The organism is Amycolatopsis sp. NPDC049159 (assembly GCF_040648295.1).
Lineage (GTDB): Bacteria > Actinomycetota > Actinomycetes > Mycobacteriales > Pseudonocardiaceae > Amycolatopsis > Amycolatopsis pretoriensis_A.
In genome coordinates this window covers 31,190-53,777 of record NZ_JBEZDL010000040.1, presented here as the reverse complement: position 1 = coordinate 53,777, position 22,588 = coordinate 31,190, and the positions used below count along the sequence as shown (strand labels likewise).

General features: G+C 71.7%; 23 protein-coding genes and 1 pseudogene. 11 read left to right on the top strand and 13 right to left on the bottom strand.

The window, feature by feature from the left end:
* The first annotated feature begins 122 nt into the window (after positions 1 to 122).
* Positions 123 to 1,148, top strand: coding sequence for an MBL fold metallo-hydrolase (locus AB0B33_RS44600; protein ID WP_360783674.1), 1,026 nt, complete (start codon positions 123 to 125; stop codon positions 1,146 to 1,148).
* Here the strand turns inward: AB0B33_RS44600 and AB0B33_RS44595 are convergent.
* Both AB0B33_RS44595 and AB0B33_RS44590 read right to left on the bottom strand, forming a co-directional pair.
* Positions 1,133 to 2,347, bottom strand: a pseudogene (locus tag AB0B33_RS44595) (HAD-IC family P-type ATPase); the annotation flags it as partial. The gene AB0B33_RS44600 and the pseudogene AB0B33_RS44595 sit on opposite strands and share 16 nt — an antisense overlap.
* A 48-nt stretch (positions 2,348 to 2,395) precedes the next feature.
* Complete coding sequence (locus AB0B33_RS44590) at positions 2,396 to 3,127, bottom strand: zf-HC2 domain-containing protein (protein ID WP_360783671.1); 732 nt, start codon at positions 3,125 to 3,127, stop codon at positions 2,396 to 2,398.
* Between the two features lie 62 nt (positions 3,128 to 3,189).
* Between AB0B33_RS44590 and AB0B33_RS44585 the strand changes: the two genes are divergently transcribed.
* Entirely contained in the window at positions 3,190 to 3,756 is a 567-nt protein-coding gene (locus AB0B33_RS44585) for a sigma-70 family RNA polymerase sigma factor (protein ID WP_360783668.1), read from the top strand.
* A gap of 33 nt (positions 3,757 to 3,789) precedes the next feature.
* Here the strand turns inward: AB0B33_RS44585 and AB0B33_RS44580 are convergent, their stop codons facing one another.
* Together AB0B33_RS44580 and AB0B33_RS44575 are read right to left on the bottom strand one after the other, a co-directional pair.
* Positions 3,790 to 4,479 (bottom strand): type 1 glutamine amidotransferase domain-containing protein, encoded by a 690-nt coding sequence (locus AB0B33_RS44580; protein WP_247022438.1) that lies wholly within the window; start codon positions 4,477 to 4,479, stop codon positions 3,790 to 3,792.
* A gap of 67 nt (positions 4,480 to 4,546) precedes the next feature.
* A complete protein-coding gene (locus AB0B33_RS44575) occupies positions 4,547 to 5,140 on the bottom strand; it encodes a TetR/AcrR family transcriptional regulator (protein ID WP_360783664.1) in 594 nt (197 codons plus the stop codon).
* A 55-nt stretch (positions 5,141 to 5,195) separates the two neighbouring features.
* Between AB0B33_RS44575 and AB0B33_RS44570 the strand changes: the two genes are divergently transcribed.
* From AB0B33_RS44570 to AB0B33_RS44555, 4 genes are read left to right on the top strand one after another with little or no spacing between them, the layout of a single operon-like run.
* Positions 5,196 to 5,987: a DUF3253 domain-containing protein gene (locus AB0B33_RS44570; protein WP_360783661.1), complete on the top strand. Its 792-nt coding sequence runs from the start codon at positions 5,196 to 5,198 to the stop codon at positions 5,985 to 5,987.
* A gap of 50 nt (positions 5,988 to 6,037) precedes the next feature.
* Complete coding sequence (locus tag AB0B33_RS44565; RefSeq protein WP_360783658.1) at positions 6,038 to 6,589, top strand: hemerythrin domain-containing protein; 552 nt, start codon at positions 6,038 to 6,040, stop codon at positions 6,587 to 6,589.
* Position 6,590: 1 nt separating this feature from the next.
* On the top strand, positions 6,591 to 7,409 hold the full coding sequence (locus AB0B33_RS44560; protein WP_360783655.1) for a family 1 encapsulin nanocompartment shell protein: 819 nt from the start codon (positions 6,591 to 6,593) through the stop codon (positions 7,407 to 7,409).
* Positions 7,410 to 7,451: 42 nt separating this feature from the next.
* Positions 7,452 to 8,573, top strand: coding sequence for an epoxide hydrolase family protein (locus tag AB0B33_RS44555; protein ID WP_360783652.1), 1,122 nt, complete (start codon positions 7,452 to 7,454; stop codon positions 8,571 to 8,573).
* A 13-nt stretch (positions 8,574 to 8,586) separates the two neighbouring features.
* Here the strand turns inward: AB0B33_RS44555 and AB0B33_RS44550 are convergent, their stop codons facing one another.
* The 5 genes from AB0B33_RS44550 to AB0B33_RS44530 all read right to left on the bottom strand — a co-directional run bounded on the left by AB0B33_RS44550 (position 8,587) and on the right by AB0B33_RS44530 (position 12,256).
* Entirely contained in the window at positions 8,587 to 9,495 is a 909-nt protein-coding gene (locus tag AB0B33_RS44550; RefSeq protein ID WP_360783649.1) for an alpha/beta hydrolase, read from the bottom strand.
* A complete protein-coding gene (locus AB0B33_RS44545; protein ID WP_360783646.1) occupies positions 9,492 to 9,923 on the bottom strand; it encodes a DUF3237 family protein in 432 nt (143 codons plus the stop codon). The genes AB0B33_RS44550 and AB0B33_RS44545 overlap by 4 nt, the downstream gene beginning before the upstream one ends.
* Positions 9,920 to 10,495: a TetR/AcrR family transcriptional regulator gene (locus AB0B33_RS44540; RefSeq protein ID WP_360783643.1), complete on the bottom strand. Its 576-nt coding sequence runs from the start codon at positions 10,493 to 10,495 to the stop codon at positions 9,920 to 9,922. Before AB0B33_RS44540 ends, AB0B33_RS44545 begins: the two co-directional genes overlap by 4 nt.
* Before the next feature lie 510 nt (positions 10,496 to 11,005).
* Positions 11,006 to 11,428: a hypothetical protein gene (locus AB0B33_RS44535; RefSeq protein ID WP_360783640.1), complete on the bottom strand. Its 423-nt coding sequence runs from the start codon at positions 11,426 to 11,428 to the stop codon at positions 11,006 to 11,008.
* A gap of 237 nt (positions 11,429 to 11,665) precedes the next feature.
* A complete protein-coding gene (locus AB0B33_RS44530; protein WP_360783637.1) occupies positions 11,666 to 12,256 on the bottom strand; it encodes a TetR/AcrR family transcriptional regulator in 591 nt (196 codons plus the stop codon).
* Between the two features lie 89 nt (positions 12,257 to 12,345).
* On the opposite strand from AB0B33_RS44530, the gene AB0B33_RS44525 reads away from it, so the two are divergent.
* Positions 12,346 to 13,242: an alpha/beta hydrolase gene (locus AB0B33_RS44525; protein WP_360783634.1), complete on the top strand. Its 897-nt coding sequence runs from the start codon at positions 12,346 to 12,348 to the stop codon at positions 13,240 to 13,242.
* 24 nt (positions 13,243 to 13,266) lie between these two features.
* Here AB0B33_RS44525 and AB0B33_RS44520 read toward each other — a convergent pair whose 3' ends face one another.
* Positions 13,267 to 13,476, bottom strand: a complete 210-nt coding sequence (locus AB0B33_RS44520; RefSeq protein ID WP_360783631.1) for a hypothetical protein — start codon at positions 13,474 to 13,476, stop codon at positions 13,267 to 13,269.
* A 106-nt stretch (positions 13,477 to 13,582) separates the two neighbouring features.
* Between AB0B33_RS44520 and AB0B33_RS44515 the strand changes: the two genes are divergently transcribed.
* Positions 13,583 to 14,125: a GNAT family N-acetyltransferase gene (locus AB0B33_RS44515; protein WP_360783628.1), complete on the top strand. Its 543-nt coding sequence runs from the start codon at positions 13,583 to 13,585 to the stop codon at positions 14,123 to 14,125.
* Between the two features lie 280 nt (positions 14,126 to 14,405).
* Here the strand turns inward: AB0B33_RS44515 and AB0B33_RS44510 are convergent, their stop codons facing one another.
* A complete protein-coding gene (locus tag AB0B33_RS44510) occupies positions 14,406 to 15,092 on the bottom strand; it encodes a class I SAM-dependent methyltransferase (RefSeq protein ID WP_247022420.1) in 687 nt (228 codons plus the stop codon).
* A gap of 45 nt (positions 15,093 to 15,137) precedes the next feature.
* Here AB0B33_RS44510 and AB0B33_RS44505 point away from each other — a divergent pair, with 45 nt between their 5' ends.
* The gene (locus tag AB0B33_RS44505) at positions 15,138 to 15,569 is read left to right on the top strand and encodes a MarR family transcriptional regulator (protein ID WP_360783625.1); all 432 of its coding nucleotides are present in this window, start codon (positions 15,138 to 15,140) and stop codon (positions 15,567 to 15,569) included.
* Between the two features lie 91 nt (positions 15,570 to 15,660).
* On the opposite strand, the gene AB0B33_RS44500 is transcribed toward AB0B33_RS44505, so the two are convergent.
* Both AB0B33_RS44500 and AB0B33_RS44495 read right to left on the bottom strand, forming a co-directional pair.
* Positions 15,661 to 17,322: a hypothetical protein gene (locus AB0B33_RS44500; protein WP_360783622.1), complete on the bottom strand. Its 1,662-nt coding sequence runs from the start codon at positions 17,320 to 17,322 to the stop codon at positions 15,661 to 15,663.
* Positions 17,319 to 19,244, bottom strand: coding sequence for a hypothetical protein (locus tag AB0B33_RS44495; RefSeq protein ID WP_360783620.1), 1,926 nt, complete (start codon positions 19,242 to 19,244; stop codon positions 17,319 to 17,321). Before AB0B33_RS44495 ends, AB0B33_RS44500 begins: the two co-directional genes overlap by 4 nt.
* 196 nt (positions 19,245 to 19,440) lie before the next feature.
* Between AB0B33_RS44495 and AB0B33_RS44490 the strand changes: the two genes are divergently transcribed.
* The gene (locus AB0B33_RS44490; protein WP_360783617.1) at positions 19,441 to 22,047 is read left to right on the top strand and encodes a fibronectin type III domain-containing protein; all 2,607 of its coding nucleotides are present in this window, start codon (positions 19,441 to 19,443) and stop codon (positions 22,045 to 22,047) included.
* A 132-nt stretch (positions 22,048 to 22,179) separates the two neighbouring features.
* Entirely contained in the window at positions 22,180 to 22,563 is a 384-nt protein-coding gene (locus tag AB0B33_RS44485) for a MarR family transcriptional regulator (RefSeq protein WP_360783614.1), read from the top strand.
* Positions 22,564 to 22,588: the final 25 nt, after the last annotated feature.

Genomic DNA, 22,588 nt, shown 5'->3' with positions numbered 1-22,588 from the left:
GACTTCCCGAACGGGTCAGGCGACTTCGGCGGAGCACCGACATATGTCACAAGCAGGATCGAGCGGGACACCCGGCCCGGTAACGTCGTTGCGTACGCTACGCAACCAGCTAGGACAGGCCCATGCCCGCGAACGCGATCGACCAGCCGGACGACTGGACCACCCCCGGCGCGCACCCGGTCGCGCCCGGCATCCACCGCATCCCGCTGCCCCTGCCGATCACCGGCCTGACCATCGTCAACGCCTATGTGCTCGAAGGCCCCGACGGCCTCGTGCTGATCGATCCCGGCTGGGCGGGCCCGGCCAACGAACGCGCCGTCACGACCGCGCTGGCCGAGCTGGGCCACCGGCTCGGCGACGTGCGCGTCTGCCTCGCCACGCACCACCACTGGGACCACTACACCCAGGCCTTCGCGTGGCGCGAAACCCTCGGCATCCAGCTGCGGATCGGCGAGAACGAGCGGTTCAGCATCGACGGCTTCGACACGGCCAGCCCGTTCCCCAACCACCCGGAACTCCTGGCCCGCTGCGGCGCCGAAGAGCTGGCCGAGCGGGTGCTCGCGATCGACGTCTCCGGGGCCGGCACCCCCTACGGACCCCCGGACGGCTGGCTCCGCGACGGCGACCGGATCCCGGTGCGGGACGGCGAACTGGAAGTGATCGCGACCCCGGGCCACACCCGCGGCCACGTCGTCTACGCCCACTCCCCCGCCGGCGTCCTGTTCGCGGGCGACCACGTGCTGCCGGCCATCACCCCGTCCCTGGGCTTCGAAGTCGCTCCCGAAGCGACGCCGCTGCGCTCGTTCATCTCCTCCCTCAAGCTCCTGCTGGCGCGGCCCGACACGGTGCTGCTGCCCGCGCACGGTCCCGTCGGCGCCAGCACCCACACCCGCGTCCACGAGATCCTCGACCACCACCGCGACCGCCTCGACGAAGTCAACGAACTGCTCGTCGCGGGCGCCACCAACGCCTACGAGGTCGCCCGGCAGCTGCCGTGGACCCGGCACCGCCGGCAGCTCGACGCACTCCAGCTCGAACACCAGCTGTCCGCGGTCATGGAGATCGAGGCCCACCTCGACGTCCTCGCCCACCTCGGCCGCGTCACCCTCGACGAGACACCGGCGGCGCGCCGCTACAACGCGGCATAGCCCGGCCGGTCGCCCGCGGGCCGGAAGCGGGTCAGGCGCAGGCTGTTCGACACCACCAAGCAGCTCGACAGCGCCATCGCCGCGCCCGCGATCATCGGGTTGAGCAGGCCCGCCGCGGCCGGCGGCAGCGCCGCGACGTTGTAGGCCAGGGCCCAGAACAGGTTCGCCTTGATCGTTCCCAGCGTCCGGCGCGACAGCCGGATCGCGTCGACCGCGGCCAGCAGGTCGCCGCGGACGAGCGTCAGGTCGCCGGCCTCGATCGCCGCGTCGGTTCCGGTGCCCATCGCCAGCCCGAGGTCCGCCGAGGCGAGCGCGGCCGCGTCGTTGACGCCGTCGCCGATCATCGCCACGACGTGGCCCTGGGCCTTGAGGCCGGCGATCACGTCGACCTTCTGCTCGGGCGAGACTCCGGCGATGACGTCGGTGATGCCGGCCTCGCGGGCGATCGCGCGGGCCACGGCCTCGTTGTCGCCGGTCAGCAGGATCGGCGTCAGGCCGAGCCGCCGCAGCTGGAACACCGCGGCCGCCGACGTCGGCTTCACCGTGTCGGCCACCACCAGCACGGCGTGGGCGCAGCCGTCCCAAGCCAGGATGACTGCGGTGTGCCCGGCGTGCTCCGCCTTCTGCTTCGCCGCCAGCAACGACGACGGCAGCCGCACCGAGAGCCGGTGCATCAGTTCGGGCCGGCCGACGACGACGCGGTGCCCGTCGACCCGGCCGAGGACACCGAAACCGGCGACGTTGCGGAATTCCAGGACCTCCCCCACCGAGCCGAACCGCCGGCACCACCGCGTCGGCGATCCGGTGCGCACGGCGACCAGGCTCATCTTGCCGGCGGTGACCGTGCCGGTCTTGTCGAGCACGACGGTGTCGACGCGGCGGGTCGATTCCAGCACCTCCGGGCCCTTGACCAGGACGCCGAGCTGGGCGCCGCGGCCGGTGCCGACGAGCAGCGCCGTCGGCCTGGCCAGGCCGAGCGCGCACGGGCACGGGCACGGGCACGGGCACGGGCACGCGATGATCAGCACGGCGACGGCCGCGGTGAACGCGACCGCGGTGTCCGCCCCGGTCCCGAGCCAGAACCCCAAGGTGGGCAAGGGAAGCGCCATGACCACGGGTACGAACACCGCGGACACGCGGTCGGCCGGCCGCTGCACGTCGGCCTTGCCGCTCTGCGCCCGCTCGACCATCGCCGCGATCCCCTCACCCGGTGGTCGGCCGGCGGGCCGCTTCGGTTCCCGCGGGTCTCAGGCCGCGTGCCGGCCGGTGGGCCGTTGTGGGAAGCGACGCCGCTGCGACCGGTCACCGGACTGAGGCGCGGACGCGTCCGGAGCGTCGGTTTCCGCGCTGTCCGGCGCCGGAAGCCGGTCGGCCGCAGGGGGTGCGGTCTGCCGCCGGTGCTGCCGGCGCACCGCGAACAGCAGGGCGACCCCGGCGACGACGAGCCCGTGCGACGCGACGCGGTCGAACGCGACCTGCCCGGTCGTCAGGTCGACGCCGGAGACGAAGCCGAGCACCACCACGAACCCGCTCAGCGCGGGCAGCAGCCCGGCGGCGGTCGCCGGGCGCAGCGCGGCCCACAGCAACCCGATGCCGATCGCGACGTTCCAGGCCGCGCTCTCGTTGCCGAGGTGCACCGCAACGGCGAGGCCGCCGTGGGCCGCGTGCCCGACGTCCGCGCCCAGCAGCTCGGCCAGCCCGAGCCCGCTCTGCGCCAGCGCGACCAGGCCGAGCGCCACCCGCAGGCCCCACCGCTGGGGCCGCGGCGCGGGCACCTCGGCCAGGATCCGGTCCGTGAGGTCGGGCACCCGCGGTGCCTCCCGGACCAGGGTCAGGCGGCGCAGCGCGACCGCGCGCTCCTGCCAGTCCCGGCACGCCGGGCACCCGGCCAGGTGCCGGTCGATCACTTCGTCCGGCACGACCGGCTGCTCGCCGTCGACCCGGGCCGAAATCGGTTCGCGCAGTTCGGAGCAGTCCACACCCCAATAGTCGCCCACCGGGCGGTCCCGGTTCCCGCGGGTGTCGGCTACCGTGTCCGTTCGTGACCTCCCGCAGGGACCGCGACGACGAGCGGATCACCGCGCTCGCGCTGGCCGCCGTCCGCGGCGACGAGGGCGCCTTCGAAGCGTGGGTCCGCGCCACGCAGGCCGACGTGTGGCGGTTCGTGGCGCACCTCACCGACACGACCGCCGCCGACGACCTCACCCAGGAGACCTACGTCCGGGCGGTCACCGCCCTGGCCCGGTTCGCCGGACGTTCCTCCGCCCGCACCTGGTTGCTGTCCATCGCCCGGCACGTCGTGGTCGACCACTTCCGCGCCCGCTCGGTCCGCCCGCGATCCTTCGGCCAGGACTGGGAGGCGGCGGCCGAAGCCGAGTCCGCCCGCCGCACCGGCCGCGGTTTCGAGGACGTCGTCGAGCTGGGCCTGCTGCTCGACGAGCTCGACCCGCACCGCCGGGAGGCCATCGTCCTCACCCAGGTCCTCGGGTACTCCTACGCCGAAGCCGCCGAGATCTGCGACTGTCCGATCGGGACAGTCCGCTCCCGCGTCGCCCGCGCCCGCGAAGACCTCCTCGCCGCGCGGGACGAGCGGGACAACGTCGTCTGAGCCGATCCGGCGGGACGGCGGCCGTGTCCGGGGTCAGCCGGCGCGCCGGCCGAGCAGCTCGATGAGCGCGTCCGCGGCGGGCGCGGAAGAAGCCGGGTTCTGGCCGGTGATCAGCAGGCCGTCACGCACCACGTAGGACTCCCAGTCGGCGGTCTTGGAGTAGACCCCGCCGAGCTTCTTCAGCTCGTCTTCGACGAGGAACGGGACGATGTCGGTGAGCTGGACCGCGGCTTCCTCGGTGTCGGCGAAGCCGGTGACCTTCTTGCCCCGCACCAAGGGCGTGCCGTCTTCCGCGGTGGTGTGGCGCAGCACGCCGGGAGCGTGGCAGACGAGCGTGACCGGCTTGCCCGAACGCAAGGTGGTCTCGATCAGCCGGGCGGAGTTCTCGTCCTCGGCCAGGTCCCACAGCGGTCCGTGCCCGCCGGGGTAGAAGACCGCGTCGAAGTCGTCGGCGACGACGGAGTCGAGACGCACCGTGTTCGCGAGCGCCGTGGTGGCCTCCGCGTCGGCTTCGAAGCGGCGGGTGTCGTCGGTCTGGGCGTCCGGCTCGTTGCTGACCGGGTCCAGCGGCGGCTGCCCGCCCCGGGGCGAGGCGAGCACGATGTCCCACCCGGCGTTCTTGAAGCGGTAGTAGGGCGCGGCCAGCTCTTCGAGCCAGAAGCCCGTCTTGCGCCCGGTGTCGCCGAGCTGGTCGTGCGAGGTGAGAACGACGAGAACCTTCACGGTTTCCTCCTGCTATTAGACCGGTCGTCTCCGGCTGGACACGCATCCGGCGTCGGAAAAGGGGGCATTACAGGCCGAGCAACCGCCGGGTGGCCACCATGGTGGTGTCCAGCGGCCCGCGGTCACGGTGGATCTTGGCCAGCACGCTGGCCCCGAGCCACATGTCGTACAGGACCTCCGCCAGCGAGCGGGCGTCCCCGGCGATCGTCAGGGAACCGTCACGCGAACCCTGGCCGATCACCTGCTCGAGGCGATCGACGATGGCGGTGGTGCCTTCCTTGAGGGCGAGACGCATGGCCTCCGACAGGTCCGCCACCTCGGCACCCAGCTTCACCGCGAGGCACCGGCCGTGGCACTCGTCGAGACTCTGCGTCTCGTGCCACTGCTGCCAGTAGGCCATCAGACGCTCGGCGGCCGGCGAGCCGCGCCGCTCCAGGATCCGGTCCATGTCGGCGAGGTACTCCTGGAAGTACGCCTTCATCATCGCCTCGCCGAACGCGTCCTTCGAGGCGAAGTAGTGGTAGAAGGACCCCTTCGGCACCTTCGCCTCGGCGAGCACCTCGTTGATCCCGACCGCGGCGTACCCCTTGTGCCCCATGATCCGCTGGGCGGCATCGAGGATGCTCCGGCGAGTGTCGGTGCTCCCTGCTGCGGTCGGCATGGCACCCACCCTAGCAGCAGATTAGACCGGTCGTCTAGAACGACCGCGCACCGCGGTGGTCCACGACCTCACCGACCACGGCGCGTCGATCCTGCGCTCCGAAGGCTCGGACGGGCGGCTGCGCGGCTCGGCCCGGCACCTGGACGAGCAGCTGTCCACAGTGGACGTGCCGGCCCACGGCTTCGCCCGGGCCGAGTTCCTCTCCCCCGGCGAGATCGACCCGCTCCCGATCAAGCCGTCCTTCGGCGCCGGCGAACAGCGGCGCTTCGTCGTCAGCTCCGCGACCTCCTGGGCACCCCGATGCGGCGTCCACGGGCCTTCGCGGCGGGAGGACGTCCCGCTCGCCGGACACCCGGAGCACTACTCCCCTGAGTACGGTGGTGCGGTGAGCGGCCCGCGGCAGGAACTCCGGCGAGTCCAGGACGGCGACGGCCCCGGCGCCGCGCAAGCCCGGCTCGCCCTGACCGCCACGACGCCGCGAGACCAGCTGCGCGCCGCCATTCTCGCGCTGGCCATCGGGCGCGGAGCGGACCGCAGCACGTGCCCTTCCGACGCCGCGCGGGCGGTCGCCGACGAGTGGCGGCCGCTGGTGCCGCAGGCCCGCGAACTCGCACGGGAGCTGGCCCGGGCCGGTGCGGTGCGCATCACCCAGGGGAACCGCGTGCTCGACCCGGACGAGGACTGGCACGGGCCGATCCGGATCCGGGCCACCCCCCAGCCAGGCGTGGAGACGGGCCCGGTCACCGAGGGGGGAGGTGATGACCGGGCCCGCGGGAGCAACTTACCCAAGTCGGCCGCAAAAGAATCCGTGATCCGGAAAACGGACCACGACGAGCGACGGTCCTGATCACCCGTCCTCAGGTTTGCGCCAGGCCCCTGGTGGGGTAGGAATGCGAAATGGCCGACATCACCAGCCTCATCCTCGACGACCACGACTGGTTCCGGCGCCAGTTCGCCCGGCTCGACGACCTCACCGACCCGGCCGAGCTGGCCGAGGTCTGGCAGCCGCTGGCCGACCTGCTCGACGTGCACGCCCGGGCCGAGGAAGAGATCTTCTACCCCCACCTCCTGCGCCGCGGCGAAGACGCCGAAGAGGAGACGCTGGACGCCATCGGCGACCACAACGACATCCGCGACGGCGTCCACGAGGCCGCCCTGCACCCGGTCGGCAGCACCGCCTGGCACGCGGCGGTGCACAAGGCCCGGTTCGCCAACAGCGAGCACATGGCCGAGGAGGAGGACGAAGGCCTCTCCGACTTCCGGCGCCACGCCGACCTGGGGCTGCGCGAGGAGCTCGGCCGGCGGTTCGTGGAGTTCAAGCGGCAGCACGAGGGTGCTCGCGACCTCGACGTCAGCGACCTCGACCCGCGGGAGTACGTCGAACAGGAGCTCGGAGACCGTCCGGCCGACGCCTCGCTCGGCATCGGCAGCCTCAAGGAACAGGACTGACATGAACCACCTGATGCGCGACCTGGCCCCGATCACCGACGCGGGCTGGAAGGAGGTCGACGCCGAGGCCAAGGAGCGGCTGCAGACCCACCTGGCGGCCCGCCGCCTCGTCGACGTGGCCGGGCCGCACGGCTGGCGGCACTCCGCCACGGACCTGGGGCGGACCGCCACCGTCGCCGCCGGGTCGCTGGCCGGTCTGGGCGAAGGCGCGGTGGTCCGGCAACGGCGGGTGCTGCCGCTCACCGAGGTGCGGGTGCCGTTCACGGTGTCGCGCGAAGAGCTGGACGACGCCGAGCGCGGCGCCGACGACCTCGAGTTCGACGACCTCGACCGCGCGGCGAAGCAGATCGCGATGATCGAGAACCACGCCGTCTTCCACGGCTGGGCCGCGGCCGGCATCACCGGGATCACCGAAACCTCCCCGTACGACACCCCGTCGCTCGGCGACGACCCGGACGCCTACCCCGGGGTCGTCGCCCGCGCGGTGGACACCCTGCGCCAGGCCGGCATCAAGGGCCCGTACGGTCTCGCGATCGCCCCCGACGGCTACACGCGGATCGTGGAGAGCACCGAACACGGCGGCCACCTGCTGTTCGACCACCTCCGCCGCGTCCTGGGCGGCGGCAAGGTCGTGCGTGCCCCCGGCCTGGAAGGCGCGCTGATCGTGAGCCTCGACAGCGGCGGCTTCTCCCTCGAGCTCGGCCAGGACCTCGCGGTCGGCTACAGCCACCACGACGCCGAAACGGTGGCGCTCTACCTGGAGGAGAGCTTCAGCTTCCGGGTCGTCGAACCCGACGCCGCCATCACCCTGGCCCCCTGACCGGCCACGAACGGCGCCTCGACCCAGCGAAGGAGTCTTCCCATGGCCGCCGAGCCGTTCGAGGCCGGCATCACCGAAGCCGAGATCGCGGATCTGCGTGACCGGTTGCGCCGGACGCGGTGGCCCGAACCCGAGCCGGTGGACGACTGGTCGCAGGGTGTGCCGCTGGCGTACGCGCGGGAGCTGTGCCGCAGCTGGGCCGAGGACTACGACTTCGGGTTCACCGCGCGGCTGAACGCCTTCCCCCAGTACCGCTCCGCGATCGACGGGCTGGGCATCCACTTCGTCCACGTCCGCTCGCCGGAGCCGGACGCGTTCCCGCTGGTGCTCACGCACGGGTGGCCGGGTTCGGTGCTCGAGTTCCTGGCCGTGTTCGGTCCGCTGACCGACCCGCGCGCGCACGGCGGGGACCCGGCGGACGCGTTCCACGTGGTCGCGCCGTCGTTGCCCGGGTACGGCTGGAGCGACAAGCCGTCGACGGCCGGGTGGGGCGTCACGCGCACCGCGCGCGCCTGGGACGCGTTGATGGTCTCCCTGGGCTACGAGCGGTACGGCGCGCAGGGCGGCGACTGGGGTTCGGCGGTGTCCGGCGCACTGGGCGAGGTCGCGCCCGAGCGCGTCGCCGGCGTGCACGTGAACCTGGGATCGGTGGCGGCGGGCGTGTTCGACGACCCGACCCCCGCGGAGCTCGCGAACCTCGAAGCCGAGCAGGAATTCCAGCGCACCGGCCGGGGGTATTCGGCGATCCAGGCGACCCGGCCGCAGACGCTCGGCTACGGCCTGACCGACTCCCCGGCGGGCCAGGCCGCCTGGATCGCGGAGAAGTTCCGGGCGTGGACGGACAACGACGGTCACGCCGAGGACGCGGTTACGCGGCAGCAGATCCTCGACGAGATCTCGGTCTACTGGTTCACCGCGTCGGCCACGTCGTCGGCGCGCTTGTACTGGGAGAGCTTCGCGCGCTTCCGAGACGTGGTCACCGCACCGTCGGGGCTGTCGGTCTACCCACGCGACATCACGCGCCCCTCGCGCCGGGAGGCCGAGCGGCGGTTCACCGACCTGCGCTGGTTCGCAGAACTGCCGCGAGGAGGTCACTTCGCCGCGCTTGAGCAGCCGGAATCGCTGGTCGAGCAGGTGCGCGGGTTCTTCCGGCTGGTCCGCTGACCCGCAGCGCCGGTCAGGCGGTCACCGCGCGTTCGACGTGCCGGGCCAGGAACTCGTACACCCCGCGAACCACTTCCGGCTCGCCGTCCAGCAGGTCGTAGCCGTGGTCCACGCCGCGGACGTCGTAGTGCTCCACCAAGGCTCCCGCCTTCTCGAGCTTGCCCGCGTACGTCACCGCCTCGGCGCGCAGCCGGTCGTGCTCGCACGTGATCACCAGCGCCGGGGCGATGCCGGACAGGTCGTCGGCGTTGGTGCCCCAGGCCGGGGACGCCAACGGGTCCGTCCGGCGGGCGACGTCGGGGATGTACGCCGTGTTGAAGACCTCCCCCATCCACGGCCGGATCACCACCCGGTCGTCGCGGGCGGGCTTGTCGGCCGCCGGGGTGACCAGGTCCAGGGGCGGGTAGTGCAGCACCTGCAACGCGATCTCCGGGCCGCCGTCACGCAGCGCGAGCCGGGACGCCGCGGCCGCGAGTGAGCCGCCCGCGCTCTGACCGCCGACGCACAGCCGCGCGCCCGCCCATTCGCGATCGGGCGACGCCGCCCACCTGAGCGCGTCGTAGACCTGCTCGCACGGAGCCGGGAAACGCTTGTGCGGAGCCAGTACGTAGTCGACGTTGACCACGAACACCCCCGCGTGCTCGGCCAGGTAGCGGCAGAGCGGGTCGTCGGCGATCGCGCCGCCCACCACGAAGCCGCCGCCGTGGGCGTTGAGGTAGACGCCCTTCGCCTTGCCCGGCGGGCGGTAGAGGGTCGCGGGCATCGGGCCGTGCCGCGTCGGGATCGCGAGTTCGCCGGTGCGGCCCGGGATTTCGGGGAACAGCGGGCGGGGCTTCTGCACGCGCGCGGCACCCGCCGCCATCAGGCGAGCGACGGTGTCGGCGACGAACGGCTTGGACAGGATCGACACAGGCGACCTCACTTCGTGCGGATCTGGTGGAACTCCAGCGAAACCCCGAGCGGGCGCGCGCCGTCGAGCAGCGGGACGAGCGTGCCGACGAGCACGGCGTCGTTGAGCCAGGAATACGGACCTTCCGGGGCTTCGATGCGCGGGCTCGTGACGATCCCCTGCCGGGTGAAGGCGCCGGTGTTGGTCACGGTCAGCACGACACCGTCGTCGGTGCGGATCAGGTACTGCGCCGTCACGACCGCGACGCCGTCGCCGCGCACGACGCTCCAGTCCGCGCCCACCCCGAGCACCTCGCCGGTGACGCGCGGGCCGGTGACGGTGCCGCCGGTGATCGGGATGACGCGCCGGTGGCCGGCGGGGGTGGTGCCGGCGTCGATCGGCTCGGCGATCAGCACTTCCAGCTTCGCCACCAGCTCCATCGCGAGTTCGGGATGGGTCACGGGCGCTCCTCGAGGGCCGGGTGGATCCGCATCAGCCGGTCGGTGAACTCCTCGGGGTCGAGCGGGTCCGCGCCCTCCACCACCCAGGTGTTGACCAGCGCGGCGGCCCCGCCGGTGATGAACGCGGCCAGGTCGTCGACCGCTTGCTCGCCGGTGCGCACCCGGCTCGCGTAGCGCCGGTTGATCGGGACGAACAGGCTGGTCAGCGCCTTGTTCAGGGCGAAGGCGGACGAGCTGGTCAGCATGGCGCGGTAGAACCGGCGGTGGGCGGCGAAGTGCGTCGCCAGCGCCAGCGTCGACGCGCGGCCACCGCCGGGGCGGCGGGTCAGCGGCTCGAGGAGCTCCCGCCGCACCAGATCCAGCGCGGCTTCCAGCAGCAGCGTGTCGCGGTCACCGAACTGCAGGTAGAGCACCTGCCGGCTGACGTCGGCCGCGGCCGCGATGTCCGAGACCGGGACGTTCGCCGACTCCCGAGCGCCGACGAGGTCGATCGCGGCCCGCATCAAGGCCGCCCGCGACCGGCGAACCCGGCGGTCCTTGGCCGGCTCGACGGCCGTCCACTCGACGGTCATGCACCGATAATGGACAGCTGTCAATAAAATGGCAAGTGCTCACGACTGCTCGACACTGCTCCCCTCACCGGGCATCCGGCCGGCCCCGGCGGTCGTACCCCGCGGTCTCCGGTGGCAGTTCTGCGCCGCGACAGCCAAGACGTCGCTGTCGCTCCGACGAGCTTTCACCTTCGCGAACCGATGTCGTTCGACCTGGCGATCCACCGGGCCGGCGTTCCCCTTCTCGCGCCGTCATCGGGGTGATCGCCGGGCGAGTGGGTAGTCTTCGGCCGCGCGGGAAGTGCGACTCCCCCTCTCCACGCCGAGGAACTCCACGTCACCGGGGATGTGCTCCACCAGAGCGCCCGCTTTCGGTACGCGCGGGACAGCCCACTCGTGCCGCATGTCGGTCCCTCGGGAACGCACGGTTCTCCCATCGCCGGCGCGATAACTTCCAGATCACCTCTCGCTGGGTGGGCCGCACCGGGAACGCCTGGACGATCCTGCATCACCCCCGGGAGGTTCGCACTGCTACCCGAGGCGGTCCTGGGCTTCGGCCGCCCGGATCACCCGCGCGGTCGGGTCCGGTGCACCCGGGTCGCGCACCCGATCGGTGAGCAGGAAGCCCGGCAGCTCCACCCCAAGCTCTTCGGTGAGCCGAAAGGTACCGCCGAGCACCCCGGGGTCCCAGCCGAGGGCCAGCGCGTGCTCGATGAGGCGCCGGACGTCGGCCGACGCCGGATAGGAGCCGTCAGTCGCGGCCGGGGTCCAGCCGACCCCGGTGGCCTTCGAAAGCAAGTCGGCCTCCAGGGCGAGGCCGGTCTTCCCGGCACCCCAGGCGCGCACCCGGACACAGCGGTGCTGGTCGACTAGGTCGCCGGCGACCTGACCGATCGTGGCCCGCCAGGTGTAGGTCCGCTCCCCGATGCGGAGCGTCCGCAGCCTCGTTCGCACCGGACCACCTTAGGGGCCGGATGATCTCGCGAAACCACCTGTACCTCTCGTCGGTGGACGAGCCGGTGGCGAACCACTCGCTCAGCGCCCGTCCACGACTCCCACATGTGGTGCACATCGACCTCTCAGCCGGTGTCCGACCGTGCAGCCCGCGTCGAAAGCTGCTGATGGGAGCTGGGCCGGCACCGCCGGGCGGCGGGAGCCAGCGTCGATCGGGCCATCGCCGAGCGAGACCGGTCAGCTCTGAGGACGCACGGCTTGCCCGAGCGCGCTCAGGCTGACCTCGACGATCGTGCGGAGCTGCCGCCGGCTCGCGCCGGCCCGGCTCATCACGGCCACTGACTGGTTGACCGCCGCGAGGTGGACAGCGAAGTCGGCGGCGTCGGCGCGGGGCAGCTTCGCGGCGGTCAGAGCGGTCCGCAGCCGCGCCTGCTGGGTGTCGAGTGCCTGGATCGCGCGCGCGGCGATGGCGGGGCTCAGGGCCGGGATCGCCATCGCGGTCTGGGCGATCAGGCAGCCGTCGGGCACGTCCGGGTCGGCGATGCGCTGCAGGGTGACGTCGAAGAAGGCGCGTACCGCGCGCAGCGGATCGTGGGATGCGCCCGAGAGGGCTTGGTCGTACCGGTCGCCGTACCGCGTGGCGTAGCGGTCCAGGCAGCGCAGGTACAGCGAATCCTTGTCGCCGAGCGAGGAGTAGATGGAGCTGCGGTTCAGTCCGGTCGCCCGGCACAGGTCGTCCACGGAGGTGTCGGCGTAGCCGGCTCGCCAGAACTGGACCATCGCCGCGTCGAGGACGACCTCCACGTCGAACTGCTTTCGTCCGGCCATCCGGCAGCTACCTCGTTCTCGCGTCAGGACAGGTGATCTCCCCCATCTTATCTTGAACCGAACAGTTCAAGATGAGCTAGCCTCGGGACATGGCCGACACCGCGATCTCCGAGCTGCCCCTGCCAGACCTCGACGGCTTCACCCACCGCTGGCCCGAGGTGGACGGCGTCCGGCTGCACGCCGTGGAAGGCGGTCGACCGACCGGTCCCGTGGTCGTTCTGCTCGCCGGATTCCCGCAAACCTGGTGGGCGTGGCGCAAGGTGATGCCGGACCTGGCTCGGCGGTTCCGGGTCATCGCGCTCGACCTGCCCGGGCAGGGCCACTCGGACCGGCCGCACGGCAGCTACGACACGCACACCGTCGCCGCGCGCATCCAGGCCGCCGTGAGCGAGCTCGGCGTGGACGAGTACTGGCTCGTCGCCCACGACATCGGGGCCTGGGTGGCGTTCTCGCTCGCCCTGAACCGCGAACAGCGGCTGCACGGTGTCGCGCTGCTGGACGCCGGCATCCCCGGAATCACCCTTCCGGAGTCAGTGCCGACCGACCCCGGCCGAGCTTGGAAGACCTGGCACTTCGCGTTCCACGCGGTGCCCGACGTTCCCGAACTGCTCCTCACGGGCCGCGAGCGCGCCTACGTGGACTGGTTCTTGAAGGCCAAGGCACTGTCCGCGAACACGTTCGACAGCACCGAAATCGACCACTACGCAGCCGCCATCGCCGCCGAGGACGGCTTGCGAGCGTTTCTCGCCTACTACCGCGATGCCGCGGAATCGGGACGCAGGAACCACGAGGCGCTCAGCCGGGGCCCGTTGACCGTTCCGGTCCTGGGCATCTCCAGTTCCCACGGCTCGATCCCGGACATGGCTGCTTCCTTGAGTCACTGGGCGGCCGACACACGCGGCGCCGTCATTTCCGATGCCGGGCACTTCATCCCCGACGAGCAACCCGGCGCGGTCGTCGATGCGGTGACCGCGTTCATCGGTTGACCCGCAGCCCCCAGGGCTCGCCGCTCAGGTGTCGTACTTGCCGCTGTCCCAAGGCTCGGTGAACGCCATGTAGTTGCCTGGACGCAGCTCCACCCACCACGGATCGTCCTCGTCGTCGCCCGGCCTGGGGATCAGGCCGAAGGTGGTGCCGAACCGCTCGACGGCGAAGGGTGCGACCTCGATCCGGGTGAAAGTGGAGTCGTGGTCGATCGCGATGAGATCGGGTGCACCCATGGGACCGGAGACTAGCCCGGCGGACGTCCGGGGGCGGCGGTGGCAGGGCGATCCGCGATCGGGAAATCGATGGCAGTGATCGCTTCGACCTGACAACGTCGCACCCATGCGGAACAAGGACAGCAGGGGTCACTCCGGCAGCGTCACCCTCCGGCCGGCTGACACCAGCACCCGCTCGGTGGTCGAACGGCTGGGCCAGTTGGAACGGCACGAACTGTCGCAGTTCACGGGAGACCTGCCCGGACCGGACGGGCAGTTCGGCTTCCCGCGGCTGTCGCGGTTCTTCACCGACGCCGACCACCACGCCTACCTGATCCTCTCCGGCGAACAGCTCGCAGGCTTCTGCCTGGTCCGCCCCTTCGACGGCGGAAGCAGCTTCATCCACGCCTTCTTCGTCGTTCGCGCCCTGCGGCAGCAAGGTGTCGGACTGGCGGCTGCCACCGATCTGCTGCGGTCACGCCGCGGGCGCTGGGCAATCGCGTTCGTGGAGGAGAACGAACCGGCGGCATGCTTCTGGAGGCAAGTGGCGACCGAGGTCGTCGGTGACAGCTGGACTTCGGAACTCCGTCAAGCGCCCAGCACCGGTCGCACTTTCCAGTTCCTCCACCTCGATGTCGACCAGCACGAGCGCGACCGGGGAGGGCACTGATGACCCGCATGGCGTGGATCGAGGCGGCCAAGCGCGTCGGCGAGGGCGCCCGGGAAGAACTGCGCTGTCCAAAAATGATGACGACTTCCTGGAAGTGGAATGGTTTCCGAATCCCGGCGGCGTCGGTGGCGAGTACCGGCTGCACTGTCCGTCGTGTGGTGCCGAGAACTGGGTTCTGAAGCGGGTGACGGTCTCGTGCGGGGACGTGGTGCCCCCGCGTCATGACTCGGAGCAGCGCGTTCACCAGGAGCGATAGCACATCGGTGCCGTCGCGGAGCGGTCAGGACAAGTGTGCCGACAGCAGCCAAGCAGGTGTCGACTTGCGGCCGTTGCCCTCGTTTCGGACGTCGCTGCCGGCGAAGTCCGCGAAGTCCGGGAAGTTCTCGGGAACGTTGGCGTGGATGCGGGCCGGCCGGATCTCGTCGATCGTCCAGTACGCGCCCACCACCTCCCGCAGTTCCTCCGCGGAGACCGAGTTGACCCTGCCGGTGGGCACGGTCGCGCTGTCGAACACCAGCACGAAATACGATGCGCCGGGCGCTGCGGCGCGCACGATCGATTCCTGGTATCCCTGCCGCAGCTCGACCGGCATCGAGTGGAACAAGGTGCTGTCGAGAACGGTGCCGAACCGGCCGTCGTAGCCGGTGAACGCGCTGATGTCGGCGACCGCGAAGCCCGCGTTGTCCAAGCCGCGCTGAGCGGCTTCCGCACGCGCGAGCTCGATCGCGGTCGGCGACTGGTCCAGGCCGACCGTCGTGAAACCCCGCTCGGCCAGGTAGAACGACGTTGCGCCCTCGCCGCAGCCGGCGTCGAGGACCTCACCGTGGAACGCGCCCGTGTCGATGAGCGCGGCGATCTCGGGTTGCGGTTCGCCGATGCTCCACGGCGGCCGGAGGCCCTGGCCCAGCTCAGGAGCTTGACCACGGTAGGCGGATTCGAACAACGCGTCGCTGGATGAGCTCGTCATGCACCCAGGGTGTCAACCAGGTTGATATATGTCAACATGGTTGACATGGAAAACTCCCGGGACGAGCCACTCGGCTACCTGCTGCACCGGGTCACCGCAGCCTTGCGCGCGGAGGTGGCCGCCACCGTGCTCGAGCCGGCGGGGCTGGCGACGCCCGAGTACCTCTGCCTGCGGATGCTGTCGCAGTCGCCGAAGTCCAACGCCGAGTTGGCCCGCGAGGCGCAGGTGTCGCCGCAGGCGATGAACAAGGTGGTTCTCGCGCTGCAGGATCGCGGCCTGGTGGCGCGACCCGCCACGGTGCCGGCCGGGAGATCGTTGCCTGCCACGTTGACCCGCCAAGGGGTGAGCGTGCTCGCGCGCCTCGACCCCGAGGTGGCCGAGGCCGAGAACCGCGTCCTGGCCGGGCTCGACGACCGCGACCGGCGCGAGCTCCGGCGGCTCCTCGTCGCGGCCGGCGCGGTGGTGTCCCGGCGGTGATTCCGTCGGGACACCGCCACCACGGTCACGCGAGCCCCGCCGGCCACACCTTCCGGCTCGAGCACGATGATCACCGTCCCGGCCGGAAACCCTAGTTGGTCGCGCAGGGTTTCACCTTGTAGGCGGCCCGGTTCAGCGGGTCGTCGAGTCGTTGGCACTCCGTCGTGTAAACGGTTCCCCGCGATCCCGATGCGGGGAACCTCAGCACCGGCACCGGGTGGCCGATCGGCCAGAGGTCGTTGGGCGGCTGCTGCTCCGTCCAGTAGAACGTGCCGGTCGCGCCTCGGATCGGGGTGTCGCGGTAGCTGGTGAGCTTGTCGCGGACGTCGGCCGCGGTCGGCAGTGCCGGTTTCTGGACGTGCGCGGAGTTTCGGACGTACACGGAGTGGATCGCGGTGATCGCGGCGGCGACCGCGTCGAACTGCATGATCGCGTAGCCGTCGGCCAGGTCCGCGCTCGGGAACGCCGCGCTGCCCGTGGTGAACCGGGCGCGGAAGGCCGGGTACTGCTCCGGGGTCGCCACGCCCTGCGCCCAGCCGTCGGGGTCGGTCGACGACGCGGCGAGCACCGTGACCCGGGCATCGAGCAGGTCGCGGGTGGTCAGCGGCGCCCCGTCCGCGCCCGGCTGGTCGGTCGGCACGACGACCAGACCCGTGACGCCCACGGCCAGGACCAGTTGCCGGGACGCACCGTCGCCCTGGCGGAACTTGAGACTGCGGACCAGCCCCGGGAGATCCGCGTCGCGGCCGGCGTAGAACACGACGTCGGGGTCGCCGATGCCGATCGCGTTGACGGCGTCCTCGAAGAGCCCGGTGGACCCCGTGCTGGAACCCGTGCTGCCGTTGAACCACGACAGGTGGTCGTTGAGCTTCAGCGGGGCGAACACGTCGACGAAGTCGTCGCCGAGGGTTTCGACGTAGTCGTCCGGATTGCGGTCCCGCACCAGGTACCCCTTGCCGACCGGGCCGAGGGCCTTCTGCAGCGCCGTGACGTAGGCGTGGTTGGACGGCGAAACCTTGAACAGACCGGGTTTGTCTTCGCTACCGATCTCGCGGGTGGTCATGTCGTCCGCGGTGAGGACGCTGCCGATGCTGGGCAGGTGCCATGCGGAGTTCAGCCGCTTCGCCGCATCGCGGGTTTGCGGCACACTGACACCCATCCCGGTGACCGCGACCAGGGGGTGCTCCCCCGTGGTCAGGGAGCCGAGCCCTTCGACGACCTCGGGCCACTGGTTCTGGTCGCGGCCGATGTTGGCCAGCACCAGCTGGATCTGCGGTTTGGCTTCGCCGTAGGGGGTGGTCTCGCTGTTGGTGTAGGTCTGGGCGGTGTAGGCGCCTTCGAGGGCGTGCACGATCGGGCCCGCGCTGAGTTTGCTGTCCGGCTGGGCCGTCATCGGCATCATCACGGCGACCCGGACGTAGGGCACGCTCTGCTGAGCGACACGCTGGTTCTCGGCGACGATCTTGTGTATCACGCCGGCCGCGGCGGGATCGGTCGAGCCGAACGCGTAGTCCAAGCTGGTGAGCCAGCCGGTGCACTGGCCGTCGCCGTCCTGCCGGGTCAGGTCGTAGCCCTCGCCCGTGCGCCCCGGGGTCCCGTCGCACTGCGACGACCGGTCCTTGACGTAGGTGACGATCCACGTGGCCCCGCCGCCGAGCAGGAGCAGGACAGCGGCGGCCAGCACCAGCACGCGGCGGCGCGCGCGGGTCCGCGTCGCCGGCCGGACGGGGTAGTCGTAGACGGCGTCGCTCACGAAACTCCTTCGAATCGGTTGCCCGGCGCGGCCGCGGATCGGGTGAGGGCCGGTCGCCACCGCCGAGCCTGCGCCTGGTGGTCGGCGATCAGGTCGGTCAGTTCGTCGCAGGTGTCGTCGAGGTGGTTCGCGAGTTCCGCCAAGCCGCCGGCGATGCGCGTGTGCAGGGTCCGGCGGTTCGCGCACGACAACGGATCGGCCGCGGTCCACAGCCTGTTCACCAGCGAGGGCAGGAATCCCGGCCAGGGACCGGTGGCCACGGTCCGCGCACCGCGGGCCGGCGCGGAGGTGACGGTCAGCAGCAGCGTCAGCCACTCGGGCAGCGGCATCGTGCCGAGGCGCCGCGCGAGCTCGTCCAGCACCGCCGTGGTTTCGCCGAGGGCCAACGTGTGGTGCAGCAGTCGCGCCGGTGCGGCGGAGTCGGCCGGACCGGCCCCACCGAGGAACTCGTGGGTCCGGCGCCAGCTCCAGAGGTGATCTTCGGTGCGGTCGGCGAGGTTGCGCAGCAACAGTGCCCGCACCACGGTCGTCGGGTGGGTGCCCGTGTCGTCCCACATCGCGAGGGGCAGGTCAGCGCCGGCAGTGCCCGGGAGCCGGGTGGCGAGCCGCTGGCCGTCGTGGCGGTCACGGGCGGCCGAGCAGGTGATCAGCGCCTCGACGACCGTCTCGTCGAGGCCGGCCGTGAGGTGGTGGGTCAAGGCGTCGCGCACCGTGGACGCGCCGTGGGCGGCGTCGAGCAGGTGCTCGGGATCCCCCGGGGCGGTCGCGGCGACGGCGTCGAGGAGGAACACGGCCGCACCGGGGTGCCCGCCGGTGACGAGGTGCACGCAGCTGCCGAGGTTGGGGTGCCGCCGCGCTTCGGGGACGATCGAGACGAGCTTGCGGACGTCGTCAGCCGTGAGGAACGGCAGCCGGCGCCGCGCCCACGGCGGATCGGTTCCCTCCGGGGTGTTCAGGTCGGTGAGTGCGCCGAGATCGAGCACCGCGGCGCGCTGCGCCGGCGGAAGGGCGCCCAGGAGCGCGCCACGGCTGGTCCCGGCGAGCACCCACGGCGCCGGCAGGCTCACCCCGGCGGCGGCGTCCAGCGTTCGCAACTCCGCCACCGTGCCGAGGAACCGGGTGCCCAGCGCGCAGTCGACGTTGTCGAGCAGCACCAGGCAGCCGGCCGCCCACTCGTCGGCGTGCCGCGCGGTCCGGAAGTTGTCGCGGAGGTCGGCCAGCAGAGCGTCGCACAGCAGTTCACCGGCCTGGCTCGCGGCATCGGCCAGCTCGGGGGTGCGCAGGGCGGTGTTCAGGTCGATCAGCTGGCCGACCGCGTCGCCGACCTCGTGGCGATCCCGGTGGGCGTACCAGCTTCGGGCGCGTCCGAGAGCGTTGCGGGTCAGCAGCCGCCCGGCAGCACCGTCGACGACGGCGTCGACCGCGACCTGCACCAGCCCTCCCGGCGCCTCCACCGGGCTCGGAACCTGTTTCAGGGCCTGCTGGGCGACGCCGGTGAGCACCTTCTTGAGGGTGGAGAGGCCGAGCCGCTCGGTCAGCATGGTCTCGACCTGCCTGCGGGCGCCCGCGGGATCGTCGTCCAGGTCGAGCTGGGCGGCCTTCAGGCCGATGACCAGGCGGTCGAAGCGCAACGAGCCGTAGAGCGCGCACCGCCGGGACAGCTGCGCGGCGATCGCGGCGAGCAGTTCGGGGAGCGCGTCTTCACCCAGCCGGTCTTCGACGGCGGCGACGTCGAGGAACGAGTACGGGATCTTGCCGGCCCACCCTCGCGCGAAAGTGCGCAGCAGCTGGGTCTTCCCGGTGCGCGCGTCACCTTCGAAGAGCACGGCCGGGGCGTAGCGCGGGTCGCCGTCCTCGGGCCGGATCAGCAGTTGCCGCAGGATTTTCGGCTCAACCGTACGGTTGTAGAGCTGGCCGGACACGACACCTCCCGAGCGCACCGCCGCTCGGCGCGTCACGGAGACAGTCGTGCCTCATCGCAGAACGTTACGTCGAGGAGCAGGCGGCCAGGCCCTGATTCGACCACTCAACCCCACCCATCTGATGAATGGCTGATCCACCTGCCCCGTTGAGCGGGAAACAGTCGACATCCACCGCGAGAGATCCTATGTTTCCCCCATGCTGATCAAGTGGGGCGCCGCGGCGACCGTTCTCCTGGGGGCGGGCGCGCTGCTCGCCACGGCCGGCTCGGTGGCCGGCGCGGACGCGGCCGCCGCGAGCCGCGATGTCTACGTCTCGCCCGGCGGCTCCGACCACGCTCCGGGCACCGCGCACCGGCCCGTGCGCACCCTCGGCGAGGCCCGGGACCTCGTGCGGCAGCGGGCGCCGCACCTCACCCGGGACCTCACGGTGCACCTCGCGCCCGGTGTGTTCCGGCTGGACCAGCCGCTGCGGCTGGACGTCCGGGACTCCGGCGGCAACGGGCACCGCGTCATCTGGCAGGGCAGCGGCGACACCGAGCTGAACGGCGGCGTGCGCGTCGGCGGCTGGCGGCCGGTGCCGGGCCGGCCGGGGCTGTTCGCCGCGCCCGCGCCCGCCGGGCTGGACAACACGCGGCAGCTCTACGTCGACGGTGTCCGCGAGCAGCGCGCCCGCGGCCCGCTGCCGGTGACCGTCCAGGCCACCGCCACCGGGTACACCGCGAGCGCCGACACTCTCGCGCACTGGCGCAACCCGAAGGACATCGAGTTCGTCTACACCGCCGGCGAGGCGCTCTGGAACGTCCAGCGCGACGGGCTGGGCCAGTGGACCGAGCCGCGCTGCCCGCTCGCCGCGGCCGACGGCACGACGATCACCATGGCCCAGCCGTGCTGGGAGAACTCGACGAAACGCGTGCTGTTCCCCGACATCCCCGGCCGCAGCGTCAACATGGTCGGCCCGGCGGACCTCACCAACGGCCGCCACCCGACCTACGCCGAGAACGCCTTCGAGCTGCTGGACACCCCCGGCGAGTGGTACCTCGACCGGTCCGCGCACGTCGTCTACTACCTGCCGAAGCCGGGGCAGGACCTGCGCCGCGCCGACGTCGAGGTGCCGGTGCTGGAGAAGCTCGTCGACGCGCGGGGGATCCACGACGTCGCCTTCCGCGGGCTGCGGTTCTCGTACGCGACGTGGCTGACGCCGTCGTCACCGGAAGGGTTCTCCGAGATCCAGGCCGGCTACACGATCACCGGCGCGAACGGCTGGGCCACCGAAGGCCTCTGCCAGTTCGTGCCCGGCGGCGCCTGCCCGTACGCGTCGTGGACCCGCGAACCCGCGAACGTCTCCGTGTCCCGAGGCCGTCACGTCGAGTTCAGTGACAGCGTCTTCGCCCACCTCGGCGGCGCCGGGCTCGACCTGATCGACGGCACGAAGGAGTCCGAGGTCCGCGGCGACGTCTTCACCGACATCTCCGGCAACGGTGTGCAGGTCGGCGGCGTCGACAAGCCGGTGACCGACACCGACGCCGACGTGGTCCGGGACGTCCGGGTCACCGACAACCACCTCTACGGGCTGCCGCGCGAATTCCACGGCGGCGTGCCGATCGTCGACGGCTACACCGTGCGGAACACCATCTCCCACAACCAGATCGACCACGTCGGCTACTCGGCGGTCTCGCTCGGCTGGGGCGGCTGGCCCGACAAGATCCAGCGCCCGGCGACGCCGAACCTGTCGCACGGCAACACCGTCTCCGACAACCTGATCTTCGACTACATGCTGATGCTCGACGACGGCGGCGGCATCTACACCCAGGGCATCACCGGCAGTTCCCTGGCCGACGGCGAGCAGGTCACCGGCAACGTCATCCACGACCAGTGGGGGCTCGGCAAGGGCGTCTACACCGACAACGGGAACACCTACGAGACGATCCGCGGCAACGTCCTCTACCGGACGGCGTACGCGAACGTCGGCTCGACGCACGTCGACTACCGGGACGACCTCCGCAACAACGACCCGACGCTGATCGAGGGCAACTACTGGGAACAGGGCGACCGCGACAAGGACGACAAGGGCGTGGTCCTGCGCGGCAACCAGCTCCTGGCGGACCCGGCCGCGGCCCCGGCGGCGGTCGTCGCGAACGCGGGCCTCGAACCGGCCTACCGCGGCCTCCTGACGCGCCGGGCCGGTGGCTCCGCACCGGCCGAAGCGCCGTCGCGGGTCGGCACTTTCGCGGTCCCGGGCAAGCTGTACGCGACGTGGAACCCGACGTTCGCGTTCAACAACGCGCCGGTCACCGACTACGTCGTGACCGCGACCGGTGGCGGCGAGACGAAGTCGGCGACGATCTCCGCAGCCGACTTCTCGGAGCGCGCGTACGCGGAAGTCCCGGGCCTGACGGACGGGACGGCCTACACGGTGACGGTCGCGGCGCGCAACGCCTACGGCACGAGCGAGCCGTCGCTGCCCGCGGCTCCGGTGACCCCGGGCGCGAAGGGCGGGGCGCTGCCAGGCGTCCCGACGGGCGGCAAGGCCCTGCCGAGCGCCACCGCGGCCTCGATCCGATGGAACCCGCCGTCGGCCGCGGGCGACACGCCGGTGCTGAGCTACCTGATCACCGTGTCCGACGGCCGCACCATCCCGGTCACCGGCCGGGACGCACTGGTGACCCAGCCGACGGTCAAGGGCATGACCCGGGTGGTCGACGACCTGAAGCCGGCCACGGCGTACACGTTCACGGTGGCCGCGGTGACGGCGACGGGCACCGGCCCGGCGGCGACCTTCACCGCGACGACCGCGGCCGCCTGAGAGACGGGGAGACGAGAGATGCATAAAGGACTTATATAAAGCTGCTATGCTTCAGGCGTGAGTCGCCGAGACGCCGCGCGCCGCGCTTCCGATGCCATCGGGTCAGCCCTCTACGGTCTGGCCACCAGGGCCGTGAGACGCCTCCCCCGCGACCTGAGCCTGACGTCCGCCGCCACCCTGGCCACCCTGGCCAAGACCGGCCCGCGACGGATCACCGAGCTGGCGGCGGCCGAGGGCGTCACCCAGCCGGCGATGACCGTCCTGGTCCGGGTGATGGAGGAATCCGGCCTGGTCGAGCGGAAGGGTGATCCGTCCGACAAGCGGGTCACGCTGGTGAGCCTGACCGAGGCCGGCACGTCGTACGTCCGGACGCGGCACCAGGCGGGCGTCGACGCGTACGCGCGGTTGATCGACGAACTCACCGCCGACGAGGTCGAAGCCTTGACCGCGGCCCTTCCGGCGCTGCTTCACCTGGCGGAGCTCGAAAACCACGCCCGGGCGGAGCCGGACCGGTGACCCCGGCCCGCCCGCACGACCGGCC

Excerpts from the sequence above, each read along its gene's own strand:
- AB0B33_RS44600 (WP_360783674.1), top strand. The coding sequence starts at position 123 with ATGCCCGCGAACGCGATCGACCAGCCGGACGACTGGACCACCCCCGGC.
- AB0B33_RS44575 (WP_360783664.1), bottom strand. The coding sequence starts at position 5,140 with ATGCCGACCGCAGCAGGGAGCACCGACACTCGCCGGAGCATCCTCGAT.
- AB0B33_RS44565 (WP_360783658.1), top strand. The coding sequence starts at position 6,038 with ATGGCCGACATCACCAGCCTCATCCTCGACGACCACGACTGGTTCCGG.
- AB0B33_RS44560 (WP_360783655.1), top strand. The coding sequence starts at position 6,591 with ATGAACCACCTGATGCGCGACCTGGCCCCGATCACCGACGCGGGCTGG.
- AB0B33_RS44555 (WP_360783652.1), top strand. The coding sequence starts at position 7,452 with ATGGCCGCCGAGCCGTTCGAGGCCGGCATCACCGAAGCCGAGATCGCG.
- AB0B33_RS44540 (WP_360783643.1), bottom strand. The coding sequence starts at position 10,495 with ATGACCGTCGAGTGGACGGCCGTCGAGCCGGCCAAGGACCGCCGGGTT.
- AB0B33_RS44530 (WP_360783637.1), bottom strand. The coding sequence starts at position 12,256 with ATGGCCGGACGAAAGCAGTTCGACGTGGAGGTCGTCCTCGACGCGGCG.
- AB0B33_RS44525 (WP_360783634.1), top strand. The coding sequence starts at position 12,346 with ATGGCCGACACCGCGATCTCCGAGCTGCCCCTGCCAGACCTCGACGGC.
- AB0B33_RS44520 (WP_360783631.1), bottom strand. The coding sequence starts at position 13,476 with ATGGGTGCACCCGATCTCATCGCGATCGACCACGACTCCACTTTCACC.
- AB0B33_RS44515 (WP_360783628.1), top strand. The coding sequence starts at position 13,583 with ATGCGGAACAAGGACAGCAGGGGTCACTCCGGCAGCGTCACCCTCCGG.
- AB0B33_RS44510 (WP_247022420.1), bottom strand. The coding sequence starts at position 15,092 with ATGACGAGCTCATCCAGCGACGCGTTGTTCGAATCCGCCTACCGTGGT.
- AB0B33_RS44505 (WP_360783625.1), top strand. The coding sequence starts at position 15,138 with ATGGAAAACTCCCGGGACGAGCCACTCGGCTACCTGCTGCACCGGGTC.
- AB0B33_RS44490 (WP_360783617.1), top strand. The coding sequence starts at position 19,441 with ATGCTGATCAAGTGGGGCGCCGCGGCGACCGTTCTCCTGGGGGCGGGC.